This is a genomic window from Nonlabens spongiae, from assembly GCF_002117125.1.
GTDB lineage: Bacteria > Bacteroidota > Bacteroidia > Flavobacteriales > Flavobacteriaceae > Nonlabens > Nonlabens spongiae.
The window spans coordinates 861,043-880,344 of record NZ_CP019344.1; the positions used below are offsets into that span (position 1 = coordinate 861,043).

At 39.4% G+C, this 19,302-nt stretch carries 19 protein-coding genes; 12 read left to right on the forward strand and 7 right to left on the reverse strand.

The window, feature by feature from the left end; genetic code table 11:
- The 7 genes from BST97_RS03930 (at nt 1) to BST97_RS03955 (ending at nt 4,978) form a co-directional block, all read left to right on the forward strand.
- Nucleotides 1-1,332 carry a sigma-54-dependent transcriptional regulator gene (locus BST97_RS03930; RefSeq protein WP_085766009.1) on the forward strand — a complete coding sequence of 444 codons (1,332 nt, stop codon included), beginning with the start codon at nt 1-3 and terminating at the stop codon, nt 1,330-1,332.
- A 190-nt stretch (nt 1,333-1,522) separates the two neighbouring features.
- Nucleotides 1,523-1,657 carry a hypothetical protein gene (locus tag BST97_RS16240; protein ID WP_262497058.1) on the forward strand — a complete coding sequence of 45 codons (135 nt, stop codon included), beginning with the start codon at nt 1,523-1,525 and terminating at the stop codon, nt 1,655-1,657.
- A 354-nt stretch (nt 1,658-2,011) separates the two neighbouring features.
- Entirely contained in the window at nt 2,012-3,316 is a 1,305-nt protein-coding gene (locus BST97_RS03935) for a Glu/Leu/Phe/Val family dehydrogenase (RefSeq protein ID WP_085766010.1), read from the forward strand.
- 109 nt (nt 3,317-3,425) lie between these two features.
- Nucleotides 3,426-3,845, forward strand: a complete 420-nt coding sequence (locus BST97_RS03940) for a GreA/GreB family elongation factor (protein ID WP_085766011.1) — start codon at nt 3,426-3,428, stop codon at nt 3,843-3,845.
- Between the two features lie 9 nt (nt 3,846-3,854).
- Nucleotides 3,855-4,280 (forward strand): hypothetical protein, encoded by a 426-nt coding sequence (locus BST97_RS03945; RefSeq protein WP_085766012.1) that lies wholly within the window; start codon nt 3,855-3,857, stop codon nt 4,278-4,280.
- A 16-nt stretch (nt 4,281-4,296) separates the two neighbouring features.
- The gene (locus BST97_RS03950; RefSeq protein ID WP_085768150.1) at nt 4,297-4,530 is read left to right on the forward strand and encodes a hypothetical protein; all 234 of its coding nucleotides are present in this window, start codon (nt 4,297-4,299) and stop codon (nt 4,528-4,530) included.
- A 58-nt stretch (nt 4,531-4,588) separates the two neighbouring features.
- A complete protein-coding gene (locus BST97_RS03955; RefSeq protein ID WP_085766013.1) occupies nt 4,589-4,978 on the forward strand; it encodes a hypothetical protein in 390 nt (129 codons plus the stop codon).
- 671 nt (nt 4,979-5,649) lie between these two features.
- Here the strand turns inward: BST97_RS03955 and katG are convergent.
- Nucleotides 5,650-7,893: a catalase/peroxidase HPI gene (katG, locus tag BST97_RS03960; RefSeq protein WP_407668580.1), complete on the reverse strand. Its 2,244-nt coding sequence runs from the start codon at nt 7,891-7,893 to the stop codon at nt 5,650-5,652.
- A gap of 93 nt (nt 7,894-7,986) precedes the next feature.
- The gene (locus BST97_RS03965) at nt 7,987-8,715 is read right to left on the reverse strand and encodes a peptidylprolyl isomerase (RefSeq protein ID WP_085766014.1); all 729 of its coding nucleotides are present in this window, start codon (nt 8,713-8,715) and stop codon (nt 7,987-7,989) included.
- On the opposite strand from BST97_RS03965, the gene BST97_RS03970 reads away from it, so the two are divergent.
- Both BST97_RS03970 and BST97_RS03975 read left to right on the forward strand, forming a co-directional pair.
- Complete coding sequence (locus tag BST97_RS03970; protein ID WP_245833656.1) at nt 8,706-9,350, forward strand: NUDIX hydrolase; 645 nt, start codon at nt 8,706-8,708, stop codon at nt 9,348-9,350. The two genes, BST97_RS03965 and BST97_RS03970, sit on opposite strands and share 10 nt — an antisense overlap.
- 63 nt (nt 9,351-9,413) lie before the next feature.
- Nucleotides 9,414-10,217 (forward strand): lysophospholipid acyltransferase family protein, encoded by an 804-nt coding sequence (locus BST97_RS03975; RefSeq protein WP_085766015.1) that lies wholly within the window; start codon nt 9,414-9,416, stop codon nt 10,215-10,217.
- Between the two features lie 119 nt (nt 10,218-10,336).
- On the opposite strand, the gene BST97_RS03980 is transcribed toward BST97_RS03975, so the two are convergent.
- Nucleotides 10,337-10,984: an alpha/beta hydrolase gene (locus BST97_RS03980; protein WP_245833657.1), complete on the reverse strand. Its 648-nt coding sequence runs from the start codon at nt 10,982-10,984 to the stop codon at nt 10,337-10,339.
- Nucleotides 10,985-11,149: 165 nt separating this feature from the next.
- Here BST97_RS03980 and BST97_RS03985 point away from each other — a divergent pair, with 165 nt between their 5' ends.
- Nucleotides 11,150-11,461, forward strand: a complete 312-nt coding sequence (locus BST97_RS03985; RefSeq protein WP_085766016.1) for a GNAT family N-acetyltransferase — start codon at nt 11,150-11,152, stop codon at nt 11,459-11,461.
- On the opposite strand, the gene kdsB is transcribed toward BST97_RS03985, so the two are convergent.
- Nucleotides 11,458-12,198, reverse strand: a complete 741-nt coding sequence (gene kdsB / locus BST97_RS03990; RefSeq protein ID WP_085766017.1) for a 3-deoxy-manno-octulosonate cytidylyltransferase — start codon at nt 12,196-12,198, stop codon at nt 11,458-11,460. The genes BST97_RS03985 and kdsB overlap by 4 nt on opposite strands.
- A 191-nt stretch (nt 12,199-12,389) precedes the next feature.
- Here kdsB and BST97_RS03995 point away from each other — a divergent pair, with 191 nt between their 5' ends.
- A complete protein-coding gene (locus BST97_RS03995) occupies nt 12,390-13,223 on the forward strand; it encodes an alpha/beta fold hydrolase (RefSeq protein WP_085766018.1) in 834 nt (277 codons plus the stop codon).
- An 86-nt stretch (nt 13,224-13,309) separates the two neighbouring features.
- On the opposite strand, the gene BST97_RS04000 is transcribed toward BST97_RS03995, so the two are convergent.
- Together BST97_RS04000 and BST97_RS04005 are read right to left on the reverse strand one after the other, a co-directional pair.
- On the reverse strand, nt 13,310-14,341 hold the full coding sequence (locus BST97_RS04000; RefSeq protein ID WP_085766019.1) for a serine hydrolase domain-containing protein: 1,032 nt from the start codon (nt 14,339-14,341) through the stop codon (nt 13,310-13,312).
- Between the two features lie 24 nt (nt 14,342-14,365).
- Nucleotides 14,366-16,222 (reverse strand): DNA topoisomerase IV subunit B, encoded by a 1,857-nt coding sequence (locus BST97_RS04005; protein WP_085768154.1) that lies wholly within the window; start codon nt 16,220-16,222, stop codon nt 14,366-14,368.
- A 182-nt stretch (nt 16,223-16,404) separates the two neighbouring features.
- Here BST97_RS04005 and BST97_RS04010 point away from each other — a divergent pair, with 182 nt between their 5' ends.
- A complete protein-coding gene (locus tag BST97_RS04010; protein WP_169711526.1) occupies nt 16,405-17,118 on the forward strand; it encodes a T9SS type A sorting domain-containing protein in 714 nt (237 codons plus the stop codon).
- A gap of 38 nt (nt 17,119-17,156) precedes the next feature.
- Here BST97_RS04010 and BST97_RS04015 read toward each other — a convergent pair whose 3' ends face one another.
- Complete coding sequence (locus BST97_RS04015; RefSeq protein ID WP_085766021.1) at nt 17,157-19,262, reverse strand: M1 family metallopeptidase; 2,106 nt, start codon at nt 19,260-19,262, stop codon at nt 17,157-17,159.
- Between the last annotated feature and the right edge of the window lie 40 nt (nt 19,263-19,302).

The following is a 19,302-nucleotide window of genomic DNA, read 5'->3' on the forward strand; positions in this document are numbered from 1 at the left end:
ATGCAGCTCAGGAAAGAAAACATTTTAATAGTAGATGACGACATTAATATTTTAGAATTATTGCAACGTCATCTACAATCGTGGAAATACCACACTTATAAAGCTGTATCAGTTAAGGAAGCCGTACAAATATTGCGCGATACAAATATAGATCTACTTATTACAGATCTAAAGATGCCTGAAATAGATGGTACTGAGCTTATCAAATTTGTTTCAGAACATTATCCCAATTTACCCAAACTGGTAGTAACCGGTTATCCATCCATACAAGATTCTCTTAACGCAATAAAATCTGGCGTTGCAGATTATTTGACCAAACCATTTACCAAAAATGAGCTAAAAGAAGCTATTGATAAGTGCCTAGATAGGATAGAAAACCTTTCTGGTTACGCTTTCGCGAAAGCGGAAACAAAAAAGGACACTGCTTATGGTGAGATTATAGGAATCTCAGAAAAGATAAATGACGTTATACAAATCATAGAGCGTGTAAAAGATAATAAGGCTACCATTTTCATTAAAGGTGAAAGCGGGACAGGAAAAGAACTCGTGGCACGAGCCATACATTATCAGGGTAAGTTTTCCCGTGCGCCGTTCATTGCCGTAAATTGTGGTGGTATCCCAGAAAACCTTTTAGAGGCAGAATTATTTGGTTACACAAAAGGTGCTTTTACAGGAGCAGAAAAAAACCGTGATGGATTTTTTCAGGCTGCCAGTGGTGGCACCATCTTCCTCGACGAGATAGGGAATGCCTCAAAAGCCGTACAAACGCGATTATTACGTGTGTTGCAAGAAAAAGAAGTCGTAAAGGTAGGCGCACAAAAAGCAGATAAAATCGATGTGCGCATTATTGCCGCTACAAACAGTAATCTCAAGGAGATGATTAAAAAAGATAGCTTTAGGGAAGATCTTTTTTATCGTCTCACGGTGGTAGAAATAGAAGTGGCACCTTTAAGAGAGCGCAAGGAAGATATACCATTACTTGTCGATAAATTTTTATTCAAATATGGTGTGGAATACAAGGACCGATTTATAAAAATAAGCCCAGAAGCAATGGCGGTCTTAAAAAGATATGAGTGGCCAGGAAATATAAGAGAACTAGAAAATGTAGTACAACGAGCCGTAATTATGAGCGATAAGTGTATTGAAATAGAACACTTGCCCCATAATTTAAAGTTCAATATTGACTTTCCAGAAAGTGAACTACAACCCCTAAAGGTCATTGAGAAAAAGTATATTCAAAAAGTACTCAACGCGACCAATAACAATAAAACCAGGGCCGCAGAAATTTTGGGAATTACACGTAAAACCCTTCGGCAGAAGTTGGAAAGCTAATCTTCCATACCGCATCCTTTCTACCCGACTGGTTAAATAGTACCCGCATTCATTTTCTTCATCCGCTTTCGCGAAAGCGTGCAAACCCTTGCCACACAAGGGTTTATTCATTTTTGATCTTTTTTGGCACAACCAGTGGCACATACATTGACTTAATAGAGAAAAATAAATTGATGTTTTATGAAACCATATGCCTTCAATATATACCCCACTTGCAGTCATCGTAGGTCGTGCGTATTACCAGCTCACAAAAACCAAGTTTGGTCTGGTAGTGAGCACTAAGAAAGCAGTCCTATTCAAGAAGATCGATCTAGTTTTAAAATAATAAAAAAAGCAAAACAGCCAGAAGCAGTATTGGCATGAACCAAAATTACAAGTTATGTTATTTAATCTCATTCATATTATCACAGCTACGCAGAAAATAGCAAATGGTCAACCAAGTTTTGAAACCGTAAAAAACAGCCCCTTTTAAATATTCAAATAAAAGCCGTCCAAGAACCAGGAAACTGAGTACCAATCTCTTTTAATATTGTTAACACTGAATAAATTGAATTTTAGTGGAATAGTTAAGGCTTCGACTCATCAAAAGCCTATTGGCATACATAGAAGTAATTATATCAAATAGAAGTATAACGAAAGGAGCACTACAAACCGCCTCTTTAAATAACTATAAAATACTATGGCAACAATGACAGTAACACCTAAAAATAAACCAAAAAAAGTCGCTCTCAAAGGGATGATGGAAAACGTGATGGAGCAGTTTAATAGTGCTTCAGACCAGATAGAACTCCATCCCAATATTAGAAAAATACTTGCGATAACTAACAATGAAATCGTAGTCAACTTTCCTGTAAAAATGGATGACGGCACGGTCGAGATCTTTACAGGATACCGTGTACAGCACAATAATGCATTAGGCCCCTACAAAGGAGGGTTACGATACCATCCAACCGTAGATATCGATGCAGCGCGTGCACTTGCTATGTGGATGACCTGGAAGACTTCACTTGCAGGATTGCCTTATGGTGGTGGCAAAGGAGGTATAAAGCTTGATCCCTCAAAATACTCACAAGCAGAACTGGAACGCATCACACGCAGGTTCACATTTGCTCTGGCAGATAACATAGGTCCAGAGCACGATATCCCTGCGCCAGATGTAAACACCAATAGCCAAACAATGGCCTGGATGGCAGATACCTATATGAGTACGCGACCACCAGCAGAACGTACGGCAAACCAACACGTTGTCACAGGAAAGCCTGAAGGTAGCGGCGGTCTTGAAGGTCGTGATCGTGCCACGGGATACGGTGTATTCTTGAATATCAAATTCTGGGCAGAAAAGAAAAATGAATCCTTAAAGGGCAAGAAGTTTATTGTTCAAGGGTTTGGAAACGTAGGCTATTGGGCATCGCATTTCTTGGAAAAAGAAGGCGCAAAATTAGTGGCCGTACAGGATGCTTCTGGAAGCATACGCAATGCAAATGGGCTTAAAGTAGCTGATGTTTTCAACTATGCACAAATCAATGATGGTAGAATCTTAGGTTTTCCAGAAGCATTTGATTTAGATGATGAAAATTTCTTCTCTACCGAATGTGACATTTGTATCCCTGCAGCGCTTGGAAACCAGATCACGGTAGAAAATGCACCTAATATAAAAGCACAACTTATTGCCGAGGGCGCTAATGGCCCGACTAACGTAGATGGTGAGAAGATTTTATTAGACCGCGGTATAACAATTATACCTGACATTCTGTGTAATTCAGGTGGTGTGATTGCCAGCTATTTTGAGTGGTTGCAAAACCGTAATGGAGAAATCTGGAACCTGGACGATGTAATGACTAAGCTTGATAAAAAAATGAAGCACTCGTTTGATCGGGTTTGCGCTTTCGCGAAAGCGGAATCCACAGACTTAAGAACCGCTGCATTCTGTCTCGCTATACAGCGCATTGAAAAAGCATACATACAACGTGGCATATTCCCTTAAAAAAATAAATAGATAGCAGCGAGTGATATGTACATTTAGGTTGGTTTTAAATATAAAAAGCTTGACCTCTCTGTTTATATCATCATGTATAACCATAATAGATAGAGCTATGAAATACGGAAGTTTAATTGTAGAAAAGAAAGAGTATGTATTCTTAAAACGCATAATCAATATTTCAGGATATGTAGAAGATATTGAAACACAAAAATCGCTACGAAGACTTAACGATGAACTTAAAACTGCACAAGTAGTTGACGAGTGGGATATGCCAGAGGATGTTATTCGTTTTAATAGTAGAATAAAAGTGGCATCAGATCAAGGTTGGGAAAAGAATGTTCAGGTTGTAATCCCAGAAGATAAGGATTTGCAGCAAGATAAAATATCCATTCTAACTCCTATGGGTGCAGCTTTGTTCGGATACTCCGAAGCAGATGTTATAGAATGGAGATTCCCTTCTGGAGAACAACACCTTACGATAAAAGAGGTGATGCAAGATGAACTAAATGATAAAATTGAAGTAATCATTTAAATAGAAAATATGGAAACGATAAATGTAGAAATACACACCCACGACAACGAGGTTGATATAGCACATAAAATCAATGCTATGGAGTTACAGAACTGGATAAACCATCTTAATTACATTAAGAGCGAGGTGAGTAATCTTATTGTTTTTTACAATGTAAAATCCTCAGAAAATCGTCTAGAACAAGAGCGTTTGACTCAAAGATTTGAGATGATACAAGTAGATAACGAAGTGATTCTAGCCCAGCTTAACAAGTTCAAAGCTTCAAGAGATGCCATTGATGAATGTGACAATATGCAATGTGATATGACTTTCATACAAGAGCACGAGACCTGCCGAAGGATGTATCTCTTTCATATAGATAAGTATAGAAAATTAAAGGATACATTTTTTGCTGCACTTAGAAGCAAAATGGAAGAACTAGCAAAGTATGCTTAAATTCAAAGCATATTCAATGGAAGACCTTAAAACTTTGAAATTTGAAGCACAAAAATGTTTAAATGCCAGTTTGAGTCATATGTCTACAAATGACCGCGTCGCAGCATCGCGGGAGGCAAATAGATTTGTTCTGGCTTTAAATAAAATTTACAAAAAATCAAATTTTCAGGCTATTATGGATTTACTGAAGGAACTCACAATTAAAAAACGAAAAATTGAAGTTAGAATGAAAGGTAGAATGAGTGCTTAGCCACACCACACACCTCAATTAAAGACTTTGTATTTAGCTAAAATAAATCTGACGCAAATTGAATTCCGTTCACTCACAAAAAGTCGATGATTATCGTCGTCTGGCCATTAAAAAAGACCTCATTGAACTAGGTGTATGGACAGATAGTGTAGAAAATATTAATACTGAAATAGAACAATTAAAAAGTATAGCCAACCACTTATTACAGGATACTGTCATTTCTCAAAATCTACTCGGTTTCAGAAGGAAAAACACATTGATGATGGGGATGCTATGCAAGTATGAACAAGAGCTAAAAAAAGAATACGAATTCGGTAAGCAGGAATATGACATAAGCAGAGCTAAGGAACACGAAAAACGAAGAGTTCGCTACATTCATCTTATTAATGAATTTAATGAATTAAAGTATATAATTTATAATCAACTCTCTAAGTTTAGAAGGAGTTAAAATAGAACAGATGACAATAATTTTGACACCTATAGATAAATCATCAACTAGTGATACCGCGGTTGATTATCCCCTTAAGTCATTTTAAACATGAATCGTACTTTAAGAATATTTAGCATAACTATCATTAAACGTAAATCAGATTTTGGAGAAAACTTGACTTCAGGCAATGAAAAATTATAGAGCTTGGGCCATTAGATAATTCATTAATAACATTGCGCTCTTACAGCATATCATAAAAAGGCTAAATCTACAGAGTTCTCAATATATTTGATCTAGAGAGGATTAGATTAATATCATCTTTCAAAAAGTTCGAACTTTGCCCTGTCGAGGTCACGACATTCAAGAAACCACGTTGCACTAGGGCGTGATTCTTTATTTACCGGAAAGACTGAGCGGTATCTCAAAGCTTTGAAATAAAATGAAGAACTAGGGCGATAGCCGGTAGCTTCTTATTTGCAACATTGAGCTTAATCAGGATCGCTAATCTGTAAGGTCACTTGAATTAAAACCCTTTATGAAAATATAGGGTTTTGTGTTATTAGCAAGAAACTTACTCATGATAACCAATCTTGTCAAAGTCGCTTTTATATATCTCCAACAAATAGAAAAACCCACAACATTATTGAATGTCGTGGGTTTTTCCTTCAAATTGAGAAGTCTAAAACTTCTTACCTATCAAATCGATCTGCGTTCATCACTTTATTCCAAGCAGCAATAAAGTCTTTGACAAACAGTTTTTCATTTCCTGCTGCTGCGTAAACTTCTGAAACCGCACGCAATTCAGTATTTGAGCCAAAAATAAGATCCACTCTTGATCCTGTATATTTCTTTTCTCCTGTCTTACGATCTGAACCAGAAAATAGTAATTCACTACTGCTAAGTGGTTCCCATTTAATATTGAGATCAGTCACTACGTCAAAGAAGTCTGTAGTCAGCTGACCTGGTCGATCTGTAAAAATACCATGATCGCTGCCATCCCAGTTGGTATTAAGCGCTCTCATACCTCCTATCAAAGCCGTCAATTCCGGAATCGTAAGATTGAGGAGTTGTGCTTGATCTACGAGTAAATCTTCCCCAGCAGCTTTTTGATCATCTGGTCTGTAGTTGCGGAAACCATCTGCCTTGAACTTAAGGTGTTGAAAGGCCTCGTTATCAGTCTCCTCTTCTAGCGCATCTACTCTACCCTGATCAAAAGGAACTTCTACATCATGACCTGCTCGAGAAGCGGCTTGTTCTACGGCTGCGTTTCCTGCAAGTACGATCATGTCTGCCATACTCAAGCCGGCATCGCCGCTTTGTTTATCGTTAAAATCTGATCTTAGCTTTTCTAAAACATTGAGAACCTCGGTGAGTTCTTTGGGATTGTTGACTTCCCAATTGCGCTGTGGATCAAAACGGATTCTTGCACCATTTGCCCCTCCACGCTTATCACTATATCTAAATGTTGCAGCACTTCCCCATGCAACTCTTATCAAAGCTTCTGGGGCGATATCGCTATTGAGTATTTGCTTTTTTAGGTCATTAATGCTGTTTTCTGAAACCGCCGTGAATGTAGGTTCAGGCAGTGGATCTTGCCATAACTCATTACCCTCTGGTATATCTGGTCCTAGATATCTCGATTTAGGTCCCATGTCGCGGTGGGTGAGTTTGTACCACGCTTTCGCGAAAGCGAGCTCAAACTCCTCAGGATTATCTCTAAAGTGTTCACAGATCTTACGATACTCTGGATCTTCCTTAAGCGCAATGTCACCCGTAGTCATCAAGAGATCTTGCTTTTTACTTGGATCATGAGCCATGGGAGCTTTATCTGGATTTGATGAATCCTTAGGTCTCCACTGTGGCGCTCCTGCTGGACTTGTAGTCACTTCCCAATCGTAATCAAGTAGTACTCTAAAATAATCATGATCCCACTGAACAGGATTAGGTGTCCATGCTCCTTCTAATCCACTCGTGGTAGAGTGATCGCCTATACCAGTTTTGTAATTGCTTTTCCATCCTTTGCTCATCTCATGAATGGGGGAAGCCTCTGGTTCTGCCTCTACGTATTGATCTGCACTTGCAGCACCATGACATTTACCTACCGTATGACCACCCGCAACAAGAGCAACTGTTTCATAGTCATTCATCGCCATACGCCCGAAGGAAGTTCGCACGTTATGCGCGCTCCCTATAGGATCTGGCACGCCGTTAGGTCCTTCTGGGTTCACGTAAATCCATCCCATCATCACTGCCGCGAGGGGTTGTTCCAGCTCACCGTCTGCGTAACGCTTGTCGTTTGCACCCCACTCGGTCTCACTTCCCCAGTAAATATCTTGCTCTGGCTCCCAGATATCTTCTCTACCGCCAGCGTAACCATAGGTTTTAAAACCCATACTCTCATAAGCCATGTTACCTGCGAGTATATACAAGTCAGCCCAAGAAATAGCATTCCCATATTTCTTTTTAATAGGCCAAAGTAAAAGTCTTGCCTTGTCGAGGTTAGCATTATCTGGCCAGCTGTTGAGCGGCGCAAAACGTTGTGAGCCTGTACCACTTCCACCACGACCATCAGCGATGCGGTAGGTTCCTGCACTGTGCCACGCAAGTCTGATCATGAGTCCACCATAGTTACCGTAGTCTGCTGGCCACCAGTCCTGCGAGTCTCTCATAAGATCAAGTAGATCTTTTTTTACTTCTTCCAGATTAAGACTATTGAAGGCTTTTTTATAATTAAAACCATCAGGCATGGGGTTATGAGATGGATCGTGCTGTCTTAGGACATTAAGCTTTAGTCCATTAGGCCACCAGTCTGCGTTTGTGGTACCATGACCGGCTGTATTTTTTACAGTGCCATTCATAAAAGGACATTTAGTCCCCTCGCCTACGATGTGTTTTGTGAAGGTTTCTGCCTTCTTGTTCATATCTGGATTCATAATCAATAATCTATTTGCATTAAAATTATCAATTACCTAATCTGATATCCTAGTGGTTTGTATTAATTTATGAAATAATCCTAAAGGCTAAAACTATTCTAAGACTTCCATAGTTATAAAAACTGCCTCATTAGGCCAGTCTGTGCTATCTCTTTCCAGCTGCGAAATCCTATCTGCCACGTCCATTCCAGCGATGACCTCGCCAAAAATAGTATGCGCTCCATCCAGATGTGGGGAGGGAGATAGTGTCACAAAAAAATCAAACGGATTGTGCCAATCTTCATCGTTATCCTCATATTGTTTTGCAAGACTTAAAGTACCACGCACGTGCTTTCTTTCTGGATTGTATCTAGGAGGTAGTTTATAATTTCCAGAGCTGGCTCGTTTCATAGAAGCCAGGGGTTCATCACTATTACCTGCTTGAACAACAAACTCAGGAACCACACGGTAAATTTCAGTCAGATCAAAGTAATCGTTCTTGACCAAGAAAATAAAACTGGCTCTGTATAAAGGAGTATCTTCATAAAGTTTAAAGTCGATGTTCCCATATTTGGTTTTAAGCCTAACCTTGGTCTCTGGATGATTATTTCCATAACGAGCAAAGAACAGAGGAACGCTGTCTTGAGGGATGTAAGGAAGTAACGTGTCGCCGTACTGGGACAATTGTACCCGGTAGGTTTTTTCCAAAAGCAATTCTTCCTTAGTTTTAGGCGCAACTTTTTCCTCTTGAGTGTCCTGTTCTGTCACTGCAGACTGATCACCAGACTCTTTACAAGAAATTAGGAATAGAATGGCTAATAAAAAGATTGCCCTTGACAACATTTGAAGATTTTTTAAAATTGGTGCCTAAATTAAGGGATTCTACCCTACCTGGCCTATCTGCTCAGCTGGAAATGGCAGCCGTGGAGCGACTTGAAGAATTACAAGAAGCCTCCCTAAAAAATCGGCAACCTAAACAAGCTTCAGTTATGTTTCTGGTTTATGAGCGTGATAAAAAAAGCTACTTTGTGCTGATCGAGAGGGTAAAATCTACTGGTAAACATAGTGGCCAGATTGCATTTCCCGGCGGCCGCAGTGAAAAGACAGATCCAGATCATGCATTTACGGCCTTGAGGGAAACCTACGAGGAAGTGGGTGTTCCTATCGAGCAGCAAGAGGTCGTGATGGCTGGAACACCACTCTATATTCCTCCTAGCAACTATATGGTTCATTCCTATCTCGCTTTCGCGAAAGCGAGACCTACATTTACACCACAAAAAAGTGAGGTCAACCGAATTATCGAGGTACCGCTCTCACACCTTATAGATGATAGCATCATAAGCGCAGTCACTTTATCTACGAGCTACATGAGCGATGTAAAAGTGCCATGCTTTGAATTCAATGAAATGATCGTATGGGGCGCTACCGCCATGATGCTGAATGAGTATAAACACATGCTCAAAAACCTGAACCCCTAGCGGCGCTGTCAGAAAATATGGCAAGGTATGCCTATATTCGCACGTAGAAACTGGTAGAAATTTATGGGATTGTTTAAGACAAATCCTTTTGGACATATTTTATTTTTAAAACGCTGGCTTATAAGAATTGCCGGCGTTCTTTCACATAGACGGTATCGTGGTTTCAACGAGATGGAGATTGAAGGTAGCGATGTGATAAGAAAACTGCCTGATACGGGTGTGCTTTTTGTGAGTAATCACCAGACCTATTTTGCTGATGTAGTTTCTATGTTTCATGTATTCAATGCGGCGTTGAAAGGTCGTGATGACAGTATCAAAAATGTAGGCTACCTCTGGAAACCCAAACTCAACGTTTACTATGTTGCCGCTAAGGAAACGATGCAAAGCGGTTTATTGCCTAAAATTATGGCTTACGCTGGAGCAATTACAGTGGAACGTACCTGGAGGGCAAAAGGTCAGGAGGTTAATCGAGCTGTGAACCCTGACGATACAAAAAATATAGGGATCGCTCTCGATGATGGCTGGGTGATCACCTTTCCTCAAGGAACTACTAAGCCTTTCAAGCCTATACGCAAGGGTACCGCTCACATTATCAAACAGTATAAACCCATCGTAGTGCCTATTGTCATCGATGGTTTTAGGAGAAGTTTTGACAAGAAGGGTTTGCGTATCAAAAAGCGTAACATTCTACAATCCATGGTTATCAAAGATCCACTGGAAATCGACTATGAAAACGAGACGGTGGAAGAAATCGTGAAAAAGATTGAGTTTGCTATTGAGCAGCATCCCTCCTTCTTAAAAGTTATTCCGGTGGAGGAAATTGAGGCCCACGAGAAACTCAATGAGCGTAGAACTTGGGAATATTGAATATTGAATACTGAATATTGAATATTGAATATTGAATATTGAATTTAGAAAACTGTCAACTCACTAGTTTGAAGCGCGTTTTGCTGAGCAATGCTTTACATTCAATGCAGTAAAACTAACTATGACAGTAAACCTGGCAAGTTTTCATTAAACCATCGGTAACGGTGTATGATCATCACGTGTGTTCCCCCTGGAACGGTTATACAATTCTTGATGTACTTAATGGGAAATACAGGGTCTTTGTCACCATGTATATGAATTAGATTCTTAATAGGCTCAATCTGTTGCCAAGAGATTATCTTATCTAGAGCCCAATCTAAATAGTACTGATTTTTGACGCTGAGATAGTTGTGGTAAAGTTCTAATTTGCGTTTTGAGATCCCTAGATTATATTTAAGTAATAATTCAGACTTCTCAACGAGGCTAGTAGGTAATAATTTATGCAAACCAGTACTCCGGGCCAGTTTCATGCGTCTAGGGAATTCTAAGCTACTTTTAATACTACTGATGATGACCACCCGATCCACTTTCATCATTTTGGCCATTTCCTGAACAATTACACCCCCAAAAGAAGTTCCTATCAAAATAGGATTTTCATCTTGGATCATTTTGCAAAATCGCCGGCAATAATTTTCCAGCGTTTCATCAACATCTGGAATGATCCACTCAAGAAAATGACACTCAAAACAATCCTGTGGCAACTTTATATGCTCATAAATCATGGGCGACGCCGCCATTCCAGGTATAAAATAAACAGATTTTTTCACCAAACTTGTTGTCGATCAGTTAATTAAAATTCCAAAATGTAATATTCTCTGACAAAATGGTATCTTTGTGCTACTAGATGATTCTAGTAATACTGTGTAAAGGTCTTTAAGTTTCATCAACTTGTAAAATATTACCAGAAAAATGCACGGTTCTAAGAGCAAAATATGGAAGATAATACGCAAATGGAGATCACTGATAATGATTTCCTGCGTCAGTATGAGGGACGCAAGGGAGATTTGTTAGCACGCATTGAGTATGCAGAGCAGGATAGAAAAATTTTTCTGACTAAATTGATCATACCAGAAGAGGTGGAAGATGATGTCGATTTTAGAAATGAGTTCATCAAAGCAGTTTTTGACAGTATCAGAGAAAACAAAGATGTAAAGGTAGTCCCTACACATCCTAAAATTGCAGGTTTCGTAAGACGCTACCGCAACATCTATAAAGACATGCTACCAGTAGGTATTGCTATCTAGGCCTCAGATCTTTTCCACAGTTCGCGTGCTTGATCCAGGTCACTGGGAGTGTCTATTCCTATACTCTTGTGATCAGTCACGACCATCCTGATCTTTTTGCCTCTCTCCAGATAGCGTATACACTCGATCTTTTCAGTAAGCTCTAGAGGTGTGGGCTCAGATTTATAGAATTCTATGAGTGCATCCTTCCTATAGGCGTAAATACCTATGTGCTTATAGACCGGGTTCTTAATTTCTAGATCTCTCTTATATGGAATGGGACTGCGTGAAAAATAGATCGCGTCGCTGTTCAGATCTGTGATGACCTTTACATTATTGGGATCTGCAATATCAATCTCTTGATCCAGTACGTGCATAAGCGATGCAAGGGAGATTTGCTGGTTATCATCAGTTTCAAATACTTGAATCAAAGCCTTGAGATCAGCGAGATTTGTAAATGGTTCATCGCCCTGCACATTTACCACAATATCAGCATTCATATTCATTGCTGCCTCTGCAATACGGTTACTGCCACAATCGTGTGGGGTCTGACTGAAGAAAACTGCGCCTCCTGCGAGCTTGATCTCAGCTTCTATTTCTTTGCTGTCGGTAGCCACAATAACCTTGCTGAACAATCCCGTCGCAACCGCAGCCTCATAGGTTCTCACGATTACAGCTTTACCACAGAGATCCTTGAGTAGCTTATTTGGAAATCGACTTGCTTCAAGTCTTGCGGGAATTATCGCGATAATATTCATACTTGTGATGTTTATAATTGTTACGCTTTCGCGAAAGCGAGATTACAAAAATGCGGTCTGCAGATCATAATATTGTTATGTTGGGACTTTATTTGTCAAAACTATGAAAGATTGCACGTTCAGACGATTTCACAAAAAGTTATTAATCCTCAAGTTTAGCTCATGTATTTTTAGGGAAAACAAAACTTAAAATGCCATATCTAGAAAAAACAACAGCACAAGAAAACGAAACTGTTTCTATCTACTACGAAGACCATGGGCATGGTCAGCCCATAATCCTGATTCACGGGTGGCCGCTGAGCAGTGAAATGTGGGAATATCAGGTTCCAGCACTGGTTGATGCCGGTTTTAGAGTAATAAAATATGACCGCAGAGGTTTCGGGAGGTCTTCACGACCTTATGAGGGTTACAATTACCACAGCATGTCTGAGGATCTAAATGATTTGATACAGAAACTGGATCTTGAAGATGTCATCCTTGCTGGATTCTCTATGGGAGGTGGAGAACTAGGTCAGTATGTAGGTACCTATGGATGTAACAAAATCAGTAAACTAATCTTCATAAGCTCTATAGCTCCCTACATGCTCAAAACAGAAGACAATCCCGACGGTGCGCCAGAGGAAGTTTTTGAAGACATGAAAAAGAATGTCAAAAAAGACCGTGCAGGGTTTTTGAAAGGTTTTGGAGAAGGGTTTGTGAATTATGAAGAATTGAAAGACCGAGTTTCAGAAGGTCAGCTGGATTACAATTTTAATATTGCTGTGGGCGCAAGTCCCAAGGGAACACTGGACTGTATAGACGCTTTTGGAAAAACCGATTTAAGGGCAGCGCTGAAAAAAATTAATGTTCCTACGCTATTTATACATGGTGACGCAGACAATATTGTACCATCAAAGCCCACATCAGAACAAGGACATGAACTAGTCAAAGATTCAAAACTTGAAATTATAGAAGGTGCACCGCATGGTTTGTATGTAACGCATACAGAGGAGTTGAATAAAATTTTACTTGATTTTATCAAGTAACTGGCGATTAAGAAAAAGTATCAACCCGTCTCAACGAAGTTTTGAGGCGGGTTTTTTATTGCGTCCTGCGCTCGCAGGAAGATCGTTTAGTCTTGATTCTTAACGATTTTGACAATTCTATTGTTGATAATCTCTGAAAGATTCCAATTCATCAAATCAGGATCAGTCGTACTGTAAAAAGCGACAACGACCGTATTTATATTGTCATAGTATTCTGCAAAACTCTGATATCCTGGGACCCAACCGGCGTGTTTTAGTTCATAAAGGGAAGAATATATTTCTCGCTCTCCTTCCTCAAAGACAGAACCGTCATTGAGCGCCCTGAGAAACTTCCCTACATCTTCTGCGGTGGCGTGCATGCCATGATCACTATATTTCAAATCATGTGGATAGCCCTCGTGATAACCGCTCATTACCTTATCGATGTCTACAGCATCGAGTGACGGATATGTATGGTCCAACTCAAGAGGATCAAGTATTTTTTCTTGAATGAATTGAAAGTTAGGATAACCCAGCTCCTCATCCATTATTTTGTTAATCAGCAAGTAATTGGTATTACAGTATTCATAATCGGTTCCTGGTTTAAAATTTGCAGGTTTTCCAGCAATTAGAGCCAGGCTTTCTTCAACGCTTTCAGTAGGTAATGCCCAAAAGTTTGGAGTATCGGTGAAATTAGGAATGCCGCTTTTATGTTGCACCAGCATTCTTAGAGTGATTTGATCAGAATACTCAATTTTATCTTTCAAATCCGGTAAATACTCTGCTACATTTTTATCTAAAGAAAGCCTTCCAGCACTCACTAATTTAGTTGCGGCCACGGCATCATAAAGTTTGCTGATACTTGCAATTTTAAACAAGGCTTGTGGATTTGCTGGTTCTTTTGATTCTCGATCATGCCATCCCGATGCAAAATATTGCGGAAGTTTACCAGCTTGATCTACATAAACAATTATACCGTCAAAACCGTGGTCAACAGCCTCATCAAGTTGTCCTTGAATTGTATCAGGTAAAGGTAGAATCCAAGCTTTTACCAAAAGCCAGGGAACGAAAAACAATGAGGTTATCGAACCCCCAATTAGGACTATTCTAAAAATATTCTTGCCTGTTCTCTTGTTCATTATAGAACTAATCCTTGGAGCAAATTATTCCTCGACCACATCCAGCTCTACCTTCAAGTTTTCAATAATGAACTCTTGACGGTCAGGGGTGTTTTTACCCATATAGAATTTCAACAGATCATCGATGCTCATGCCCTCTTCTAGCATGATAGGATCCAGCCGCATATCTTCCCCTATGAAGTGCTTGAACTCGTCAGGACTGATTTCTCCAAGTCCTTTAAAACGTGTGATTTCAGGATTTTTTCCAAGTTGGGCAAGTGCTCGCTCTCGTTCTTCTGGAGTGTAGCAGTAGCGCGTTTCTTTTTTATTACGAACCCTGAATAAGGGAGTTTGAAGAATGTATAAATGACCTTTTTTGATCAATTCTGGGAAAAATTGTAAAAAGAATGTTATTAGCAATAGTCGTATGTGCATCCCATCTACATCTGCATCTGTTGCGATAACGATCTTATTATAACGTAGATCTTCCATGCTGTCTTCAATATTCAAAGCCGCCTGTAATAGGTTGAACTCTTCGTTCTCATAGACAATTTTTTTTGTCATGTTATAAGAGTTCAGTGGTTTACCTCTCAGAGAGAAAACCGCTTGAGTGTTGACGTTTCTAGACTTTGTAATCGATCCACTTGCAGAGTCTCCCTCAGTGATAAAAAGTGTACTATCTAAGTTGTTGTCTTTTTTAGTATCCCCCAAATGTACCCGGCAATCGCGCAATTTTTTATTGTGGAGGCTGGCTTTTTTCGCTCGATCACGAGCTAATTTCCTAATACCGCTCAATTCCTTGCGTTCCCGTTCTGCTTGGATTATTTTTTTCTGTAGGGATTCGGCAACTGGTGCGTTTTTGTGCAGATAGTTATCGAGCTTGGTTTTGATGAAATCGTTAATGAACGTGCGTACGGTAGGCAGCTCCCCTCCCATTTCAGTAGATCCGAGCTTGGTTTTGGTCTGGGATTCAAAAACCGGTTCCATTACTTTGATAGCGATGGCACCCACAATCGATTTTCTGATATCGCTGGCCTCGTAGTTTTTACCGTAGAATTCTCTGATGGTTTTCACAACAGCTTCTCTAAAAGCTGCCTGATGAGTTCCACCTTGAGTGGTATTTTGACCATTTGCAAAAGAGTGATATTCTTCAGAATACTGTGTACGACTGTGTGTAAGAGCAACTTCTATATCATCGGCCTTTAAATGTATGATGGGGTACAGACGATCAGATTCGGCTATGTTTTCACTTAAAAGATCTTTCAAGCCATCTTCTGAATGGTATTTCTCTCCATTAAAAATAATTGTAAGTCCTGGATTGAGATAACAGTAGTACTTTAACATACGTACTACGTACTCGTTACGGAATTTGAAGTTCTTGAAAATATCTGCATCGGGAATGAAAGTGATCTTGGTTCCCTTGCGTCTAGAAGTCTCTTCCAGAAACTCTTTACCTGTCAATTCACCTCTCTCAAATTCTGCACTGGCACTCTGACCGTCACGAGAAGATTCTACTCTAAAGTAATTTGATAAAGCATTTACTGCTTTAGTACCTACACCATTAAGCCCTACCGATTTTTTGAACGCCTTTGTGTCGTACTTACCACCCGTATTCATTTTGGACACCACGTCTACCACTTTACCCAGCGGTATTCCACGGCCGTAATCACGCACGATAACTCGCTCTCCTTGAATGGAAACTTCAATCGTTTTACCGGCACCCATTACAAATTCGTCAATAGAGTTATCAATTACCTCTTTGAGAAGAATGTAGATGCCATCATCAGCACTGGAGCCGTCGCCTAGCTTACCAATGTACATACCAGGACGCATTCTGATGTGTTCTTTCCAGTCGAGTGAGCGTATATTATCTTCAGTATATTGAGTGGTTCCGTCCTTCATGCTATAATCTTCAATAAATGGAAAATTAAGACATTCTCTCTGTGTTTCATGCCCCTTTTCACCCAATTAATCAACAGTCAAACTAATCATATTGTGAATAAGAACAATAGTGAAGCAGATAAGCTGTTCATTTTTCTATGTCAATACTTTTAATTAATTTAAACACTTCTAATAAACCAATTATGAAGAAGTATTTAATTTCAGTAATTTTAGTTAGTTTTTGTTTTAGTATAAAAGGGCAAATAAACGGTATTACATCTCATATTTGGAACCTACATGAAGTAAACGATAATGGAACTATTTATCAATATGCCGATCCATCTTCGGGATCTACATATTTTGGAGGACTTGAAAATATGTCCGGAACTACCATGAGTATAAATTATTGCACCGGTTTTAGTGTTCCTGTCTCACAATCAGGAAATCACTCCTTTACTATGTCTTCGAACTTTACTATGTATGGCTCAAATTGTAATTCTCAGGCTGAACAAGTCAAAAACGACGTATTCATCAACGCTTTTGTAAATGCTACAAGATTAAATGGAGTTGCCACCTTCAATTACAGGTTTGATAGAATTTTTCATGAATTGATCATAACTACTCCCGACAATATTGAAATCACATTTTTCCAAAGCACATTAAGCAATGGTGATGGATTAATGCAAAACTTTGAAACCTTCTATAATCAATCGACTGAGGAATTGGTCATAAATTCTGACCATAACTCAAATAATTTCGAACTCAGCATTTTTGATATTAGCGGTAAAAGAATTCTCTACAGGATATTCTCACCTCTACCCCATACAACTATTGATTTAAGAAATGTTAATAAAGGATTGTATATCGCTGTCATTGATAGCTCTATTGGTAAAACATCATTCAAATTTGTAAAGTAGGAAGTATAATTTACTCACTTAATCTTGGAAAAATCCAACTAGTTTGATTTCCTCAAAATCGCTTCAAAACGTTCTGCCTGGTCAGAATCCATTTTAAGAAGAATCTGATTGATCACAGATTTGCTCTCGGGCTTCTTGTAGAGAGATCTCAATAAGTCTCGAGAATTCTCATAAAATCTCCATACATGATGCGTGCTGGCTTCCATAAGATCCCTGTAGTTTTGCTCAGACATCGCATTCATATTGATCAAGTAATCAAACGCCGCAGTGCGAGTTTGTGTGTCGTATTCAGGGCTGGTGAATTTTTGTAGTTCTGTCAAAAATTCAAGTGCCTCAGATTTTTTAAAGTTATTAGTATTCAAAGCCATAGCAAACCACGCCATGCGCAAACTGGGACTGTAACTTTCCCAGAGCTCATCGGCATGAACTAAGACTTTCTTACGATCACTTGCATACTGCCACAAAAGATAGAGTGCATTTTCACGAGTGATGTAGGAATCAGCATTTAAAAATCCTTCGATCATTTCACGATTTCCTGCATTTACTTCTTGCTGACTCATTGAGATTAATTGATTGATTTTATGATTTTTAAGTTTCGATGCCTCAACTAAAAGTTGATATTTACGATCGTCTTCATGCACGGCCAGTTGAGCTACCATTTCCTTGACCAGCTCTTCTTGAACTGGAGTTTGTAGCACTTCTTTGTAAGTCGCTTGAGCATCTTCAAAAGTATCCAGTCGTCTCGCCGCCAGCTGAAAATAAGCTTCCATAAAAAGATCCTTTCTGAGCAATCTCAGGCTTTCTTCCACTGGAAATTGAGGGGTCTCCAACCATAATTTTCTGAAAGATGTCAGATCTTTTTGACTGACCTCTTCGACGATTTTGATAAAATCATCAGTTGATGCGTTTGAGTAGGCATAAGTCTGGAGGTAAAGTTGTACGCTTTCGCGAAAGCGAGATGCTCCAATCATATCTTTCAACGCATGCAATGCCCACGCTCCATGTTGATAAAACGTAAGTGAACTTGCGACGGGATCAGTCAAAGCTTTTTTAGAAGGTTTATTACTCAGTTCGATAAGCGCCTCAGCATATTGATAGAGCTCCATGGAAAAATATGCGTCACCGTAAACCTCACGTTCTGCCATCAAGGCATAATAGGTCGCAAAACCTTCCTGAAGCCAGTGATCATTTCCAGATTTCGCTGTAACTAAATTTCCAAACCACTGATGCGCTAACTCATGCGCATTGACATTTAGGTAATCTCGATCATTGACGCCTATTTCATCAACCAGGAATTGATCGTTAAAAAAAGTGGTTGAGGTGTTTTCCATTCCAGAATAGAGAAAATCCTTCACAGGAACTTGACGGTAGACTTGCCATGGGTACTCTACTCCTATTTCTTCAACCAGATAATCAAAAATTTCTCGCGTATCGTGGTAGGTCGCAAAGGCTTTATCACGCTCCTCTGGGTAATAGAAATATTGCAGAGTAACTCCATTTTCTGTCTGTTCTGTATAAAATTCATACTCTCCTACCGCAACCGCAACTAAATAACTAGACATAGGCTGAAGCATCCCGTAGCTGAAAGTGTCAAATTCTTCACCCCTCTCAAAACGCCGTTTTGCACCGTTTGCAATAGCAATAAGATCTTTAGGAACGCTAATTTGCATGTTCCAGATCATCTTGTCACTTGTGTCATCAATACTCGGTAACCAATTGCTGGTATATTTTCCTTGACCTTGAGTCCAAGCCTGTTCCCACTTTCCATCCTGATCAGCGTCTATGAAATAGAGTGCTTTTTTAGGCTTAATAGTAAAATCTATAGACAATTGATTGTTACTACTGTTGTCAAGCTGGGCATAGAGAATTAATTGCTCACCATTGTAGCGAAGGGAATCTGCCTTTGAACCGTTAAATCGTACCTCGTAATCAATTAAGTTCTTAGCATCCACAAAAACGGAATCTACCTTTGACTTTATGGCGATCTCAAAATCCATGGTCCCAGAGACTTCTTCAACATCTTGCTTAAAAACTACCTGAGCGCTGGCCGTTTGAAAATCCACGTGACTTAACTGTGATGGAGAGTTTTGTGCCCAAAGTATCGTAGACATACATAGGCACGTTAAGACTATAAGCTTTTTCATGTCGGTCAATTTACAAATAGCGAACCAATTTATATGATTT

What these genes read in the sequence shown, in the direction of transcription:
- kdsB (WP_085766017.1), bottom strand. Translation starts at nt 12,198, where the DNA reads ATGAATATTATCGCGATAATTCCCGCAAGACTTGAAGCAAGTCGATTT.
- BST97_RS03945 (WP_085766012.1), top strand. Translation starts at nt 3,855, where the DNA reads ATGGAAACGATAAATGTAGAAATACACACCCACGACAACGAGGTTGAT.
- BST97_RS03940 (WP_085766011.1), top strand. Translation starts at nt 3,426, where the DNA reads ATGAAATACGGAAGTTTAATTGTAGAAAAGAAAGAGTATGTATTCTTA.
- BST97_RS04000 (WP_085766019.1), bottom strand. Translation starts at nt 14,341, where the DNA reads ATGAACAAGAGAACAGGCAAGAATATTTTTAGAATAGTCCTAATTGGG.
- BST97_RS03995 (WP_085766018.1), top strand. Translation starts at nt 12,390, where the DNA reads ATGCCATATCTAGAAAAAACAACAGCACAAGAAAACGAAACTGTTTCT.
- BST97_RS03935 (WP_085766010.1), top strand. Translation starts at nt 2,012, where the DNA reads ATGGCAACAATGACAGTAACACCTAAAAATAAACCAAAAAAAGTCGCT.
- BST97_RS04015 (WP_085766021.1), bottom strand. Translation starts at nt 19,262, where the DNA reads ATGAAAAAGCTTATAGTCTTAACGTGCCTATGTATGTCTACGATACTT.
- BST97_RS03965 (WP_085766014.1), bottom strand. Translation starts at nt 8,715, where the DNA reads ATGTTGTCAAGGGCAATCTTTTTATTAGCCATTCTATTCCTAATTTCT.
- BST97_RS04010 (WP_169711526.1), top strand. Translation starts at nt 16,405, where the DNA reads ATGAAGAAGTATTTAATTTCAGTAATTTTAGTTAGTTTTTGTTTTAGT.
- BST97_RS03985 (WP_085766016.1), top strand. Translation starts at nt 11,150, where the DNA reads ATGGAAGATAATACGCAAATGGAGATCACTGATAATGATTTCCTGCGT.
- katG (WP_407668580.1), bottom strand. Translation starts at nt 7,893, where the DNA reads ATGAATCCAGATATGAACAAGAAGGCAGAAACCTTCACAAAACACATC.
- BST97_RS03930 (WP_085766009.1), top strand. Translation starts at nt 1, where the DNA reads ATGCAGCTCAGGAAAGAAAACATTTTAATAGTAGATGACGACATTAAT.
- BST97_RS03950 (WP_085768150.1), top strand. Translation starts at nt 4,297, where the DNA reads ATGGAAGACCTTAAAACTTTGAAATTTGAAGCACAAAAATGTTTAAAT.
- BST97_RS16240 (WP_262497058.1), top strand. Translation starts at nt 1,523, where the DNA reads ATGCCTTCAATATATACCCCACTTGCAGTCATCGTAGGTCGTGCGTAT.
- BST97_RS03975 (WP_085766015.1), top strand. Translation starts at nt 9,414, where the DNA reads ATGGGATTGTTTAAGACAAATCCTTTTGGACATATTTTATTTTTAAAA.
- BST97_RS04005 (WP_085768154.1), bottom strand. Translation starts at nt 16,222, where the DNA reads ATGAAGGACGGAACCACTCAATATACTGAAGATAATATACGCTCACTC.